The organism is Vibrio sp. ZOR0018, assembly GCF_963865925.1.
Lineage (GTDB): Bacteria > Pseudomonadota > Gammaproteobacteria > Enterobacterales > Vibrionaceae > Vibrio > Vibrio anguillarum.
The window spans coordinates 1-322 of sequence record NZ_CAWMCN010000084.1 but is presented as its reverse complement, the minus strand read 5'-3'; the positions used below and the strand labels follow the sequence as shown (position 1 = coordinate 322).

At 53.7% G+C, this 322-nt stretch carries 2 tRNA genes; both read right to left on the bottom strand.

The features are described from left to right. Window positions 1-110: 110 nt before the first annotated feature. Window positions 111-187, bottom strand: a tRNA-Arg gene (locus AACR75_RS03850). A 41-nt stretch (window positions 188-228) separates the two neighbouring features. Next, a tRNA-Ser gene (locus AACR75_RS03845) sits at window positions 229-321 on the bottom strand. Between the last annotated feature and the right edge of the window lies 1 nt (window position 322).

The following is a 322-nucleotide window of genomic DNA, read 5'->3' as shown; positions in this document are numbered from 1 at the left end:
GGATTCGAACCCTCGATACGGCTATAAACCGTATACTCCCTTAGCAGGGGAGCGCCTTCGGCCTCTCGGCCACCTCACCGCATTTTCACATTCAATCTTACGAAAGAATATGGCGCGTCCTGGAGGATTCGAACCTCCGACCGCCTGGTTCGTAGCCAGGTACTCTATCCAGCTGAGCTAAGGACGCACATTGTTCTTTATTTGGATGCTAAACCAAATAAGCAAGAATGGCGGTGAGGGAGGGATTCGAACCCTCGATACGGCTATAAACCGTATACTCCCTTAGCAGGGGAGCGCCTTCGGCCTCTCGGCCACCTCACCG